The organism is Novosphingobium anseongense, assembly GCF_037482895.1.
Taxonomy (GTDB): domain Bacteria; phylum Pseudomonadota; class Alphaproteobacteria; order Sphingomonadales; family Sphingomonadaceae; genus Novosphingobium; species Novosphingobium anseongense.
In genome coordinates, this window is record NZ_JBBHJZ010000013.1 from 1 (window position 1) to 3,399 (window position 3,399).

General features: G+C 61.3%; 2 protein-coding genes. Both read right to left on the bottom strand.

From position 1 onward, the window contains the following. Positions 1-149: 149 nt before the first annotated feature. A complete protein-coding gene (locus WG901_RS23705) occupies positions 150-1,100 on the bottom strand; it encodes a hypothetical protein (protein ID WP_339589611.1) in 951 nt (316 codons plus the stop codon). A gap of 111 nt (positions 1,101-1,211) precedes the next feature. Next, the gene (locus tag WG901_RS23710; RefSeq protein ID WP_339589612.1) at positions 1,212-3,302 is read right to left on the bottom strand and encodes a hypothetical protein; all 2,091 of its coding nucleotides are present in this window, start codon (positions 3,300-3,302) and stop codon (positions 1,212-1,214) included. Between the last annotated feature and the right edge of the window lie 97 nt (positions 3,303-3,399).

A 3,399-nucleotide genomic window follows, 5' to 3' on the forward strand; every position in this document is an offset into this window, starting at 1 on the left:
CGCCGCCGGCGCGCCCGCCAAAGCGAGAGCCGATACCGCGCCGAGCGCGATCGTTTTTGCTCTGCTATTCACGTGAACCTCCTGTTGTGCCCCACGGATGGGGTGGTTCGGTCGTCTTCATCCCCCGCCGGCTGGCGGAACTGTTCAGCTCAATACTGCGTGATCGCGATCGCCGAGGCACCGGCCATGCCGGCCTGCTGATCGATGGCGATGCTACGGTTGCCGTACTGCGTGATCGAGGCAGTCACCACGCCCGTCTGGCGCAGCGCGATATCGTTGTTGCCGCCATACTGCGAGAGCGTGGCGCTGGCGCCGCCCGACTGCTCGAGCAGGATCTCCGAGGTGCCGTCCTGCTGGTACAGCGTCGCATTGTTGGCGCCGCTCGACTGCTTGACATAGGCGACGTTGCTGTTGCCGATCTGCGTCTGCGAGGCGGTGTCGTTGCCGTTCTGGATGATCACGGCGGTGTTGCCGCTGCCGGTGATCCGCTGCGCCGCCCAGTTGCCGCCGATTTCCTGCGAGACGTAGAAATCGTTGTTGCTGCCCTGGATGCGCACTTCGGCGCTGTTGTTCGGGCCGCGCTGGACGATCGTGCCCGAGGGCAGGTTCGCCGGAATGGCGATGGCAGCGGTGGTTACGACGACAGGCTGCTTGTTGCCGTTGCCATTGCCGTTGTTCGAGCCACCATTGTTCGAGCCGCCGTTGCCGCCACCGTTGTTCGAACCACCGTTGTTCGAGCCGCCGTTGCCGCCACCGTTGTTCGAGCCGCCGTTGTTCGAACCGCCATTGTTGCCGTTGTTGTTCGCCGGCTGGACGACCTCGTAGCGCGTGAGCGCGCCCGACGAGACACTGGCCACGTTGCCGGTGCCGTTGTTGTCGCCCTGGATATAGACCAGCGCCTTGCTGGTCTGCGCGTTCGACTGGTCGATCGAGGTGTTGTTGCCGTCACCGATCTGGGCGATGCAGGCGACGTTGGCCGTGCCGACGCAGCTCGATGCGAAATCGGCGTAGGTCTGCGCGGCGGCGTGGCTCGCGGTCATCAGCGCGAGTGCGCCGGCCGTCGTTGCCAGAATGCCCTTTGCCAGTTTCTTGCCAGTCATTGCACTGTTCCTTTGGCCTTCGGCCCCGTTGGTATCGGGCCCTTTCCAGAGCCAAGCCGCGGCTTGGTTCGAGAAAGGGGCGGGGTGGCCGAAGCCACCCCGCTTTAGAGATTACTGCGTGACGTTGGCGACGTTGCCGTTGCCGGTCTGCGAAACCGTGCTGAACGAACCAACGTTTGCGATGGTGTTCTGAAGAACGGTCGCAAAGTTGTCGCTGCCGGTCTGAGCAATGATGCTCTTCACGTTGGCAGCGGCCTGCTCGACGATCGCATTGTTACGGTCACCACCACCCTGGGTGATCGTGCTCTCGGCGTTCGCACCGCTCTGCAGGACGTCAGCAAAGTGCAGCTCGCCATTCTGGCTGATCGTGCTCTTGGCGCCCGTGGCACCGGCCAGCTGGGTAACTTCAGAGTAGTTGAAACGACCAACCTGATCGATCTTGCTGGTACCGTTGGCACCGCGCTGATCAACGTTAGCAACGTTCGCACGACCGCTCTGAGCAATATCGCTCGAGGCGTTCGTTGCAGTCGACGTCTGCGAGACGAAAGCGACGTTCAGCAGCGAACCGGTGTTCGACGTGAACGTGTCCGGGTTGCCCAGGGTGCCCGGAACGCGGACGAAGCCCTGACGGATGGTCGAGTCTGCCTTGCCAGCAGCCTGTTCCAGCGTAGCGACGTTAGCGCTGCCAACCTGCTCGATGTAGCTCTCAGGCTTAGCATTGGCCGTATCGCCTTCACCCGACTGGGTAACCGTTGCGAGATGGCCAACACCGGCCTGACGAACCTGGCTGAGAACGTTGGTAGCACCGAGGTTCTGGGTCACCAGCGCCGTGCTGCCACCGAACACAGACGAGCTGCCGGTCTGGGTGATCTGGCTTTCAGCGCCATCGGCACCAGTGTTCTGACGAACGATCGCACGGTGTGCGCCAGCGAGGAAGTTACCACCGCCGCTCTGGTTCACCGTGCTCTTCGAGTCCACAGCAGCCTGACGAACATCAGCGTACTGATAGTCGCCGGTCTGATCGATTTCGCTGTTTGCACGAGCACCCGTCTGACGGACCAGCGCGTAGTTACGATCACCATCCTGATCGATATCGCTGTCCGTGTCGGCACCGCTCTGGCTCACATCGGCTTCGTTGCGATTACCGTCCTGCAGGATCTTGCTATCGGCACCGTTGCCGGCCTGACGAACCAGCGAATAGTTCCGATCGCCCTGCTGTTCGACATCGCTGTCTGCATCAGCGCTTTGACCAACGTCTGCGTCGTTATTGTCGCCGTTCTGCAGGATGACGCTGTAAGCGCCGCTACCGCTCTGGTTGACGCTGGCGATGTTCTCATCACCGACCTGATCGAGATCGCTTTCGGTCTCGTTGCCCGTCTGCGAAACATAGGCTTCGTTTTCGTCGCCGGTCTGATCGACGTCGCTCTTGCGGCCGTAACGATCAACCGACGGGTTCGCGCTGATGGTCGGATCCTGGCTCACATAGGCGAGGTTACGATCACCGGTCTGCGTGATTTCCGACTTGTCGACTTCACCCTGGGCGGTCTCAGCCGTGTTGTTATTGCCGTCCTGCACGATCGTCGCATACATGCGACCATCCTGCTCGAGAGCCCAACCAGCGGCCTGCGCACCCTGCTGAATGCCGGCATCGTTGCCCGAACCGTCCTGATTGATCAGGGCGTAGTTCTTGATGCCGCCAGCGTTAACCTGGCCCTGGTAGATCACGGCATCGTTGCGGCGCGAATTGTTCGTGTTGGTGTTGCCGCTCCAGGCGCCGCCGTTGTTCTGGATGATTTCTGCATGCTGAGCCTTACCGTTCAGCAGGCTCGCAGGAACGTTGGTGTTATCGCCACCGGTGTTGTCCGACGCGCCGCTGAGACCGATCTGCACGATCTTGGCCGCGTTGCCGCCCGTACCGCCCTGATCGACCTTTGCACCATTGTTGCCCGAACCAGCAGTCGAGGTGCCCTGCGTCACGTTCGACGAGTTGTGCGAGCCATCGACCTGATTGACGTCGGCCTTGTTGTTGTTCGCATTCTGAACAACCGACGAATAGTTGGTGCCGATCGTGGGCGAGCCGATTTCAGTGCTCGGGTTCGGGTTCGCCACCTTGCCAAAAATCTGAGGGCCAGCAGCCTGTGCGTGCACGACGCCGGTCGAAAGGGCCAGCGCGGACGCGCTGATCAAAAGCTTCTTAATCATGTTACTCTTCTCCTGTTTCATACGCATGCCGCTTTTTTAAGCGGCGGGTTGGGTCACCGGGTCTCTCTCTCCGATGATTCCGTGCGTCCAGAAGCCT

What these genes read in the sequence shown, in the direction of transcription:
- WG901_RS23705 (WP_339589611.1), bottom strand. Translation starts at nt 1,100, where the DNA reads ATGACTGGCAAGAAACTGGCAAAGGGCATTCTGGCAACGACGGCCGGC.
- WG901_RS23710 (WP_339589612.1), bottom strand. Translation starts at nt 3,302, where the DNA reads ATGATTAAGAAGCTTTTGATCAGCGCGTCCGCGCTGGCCCTTTCGACC.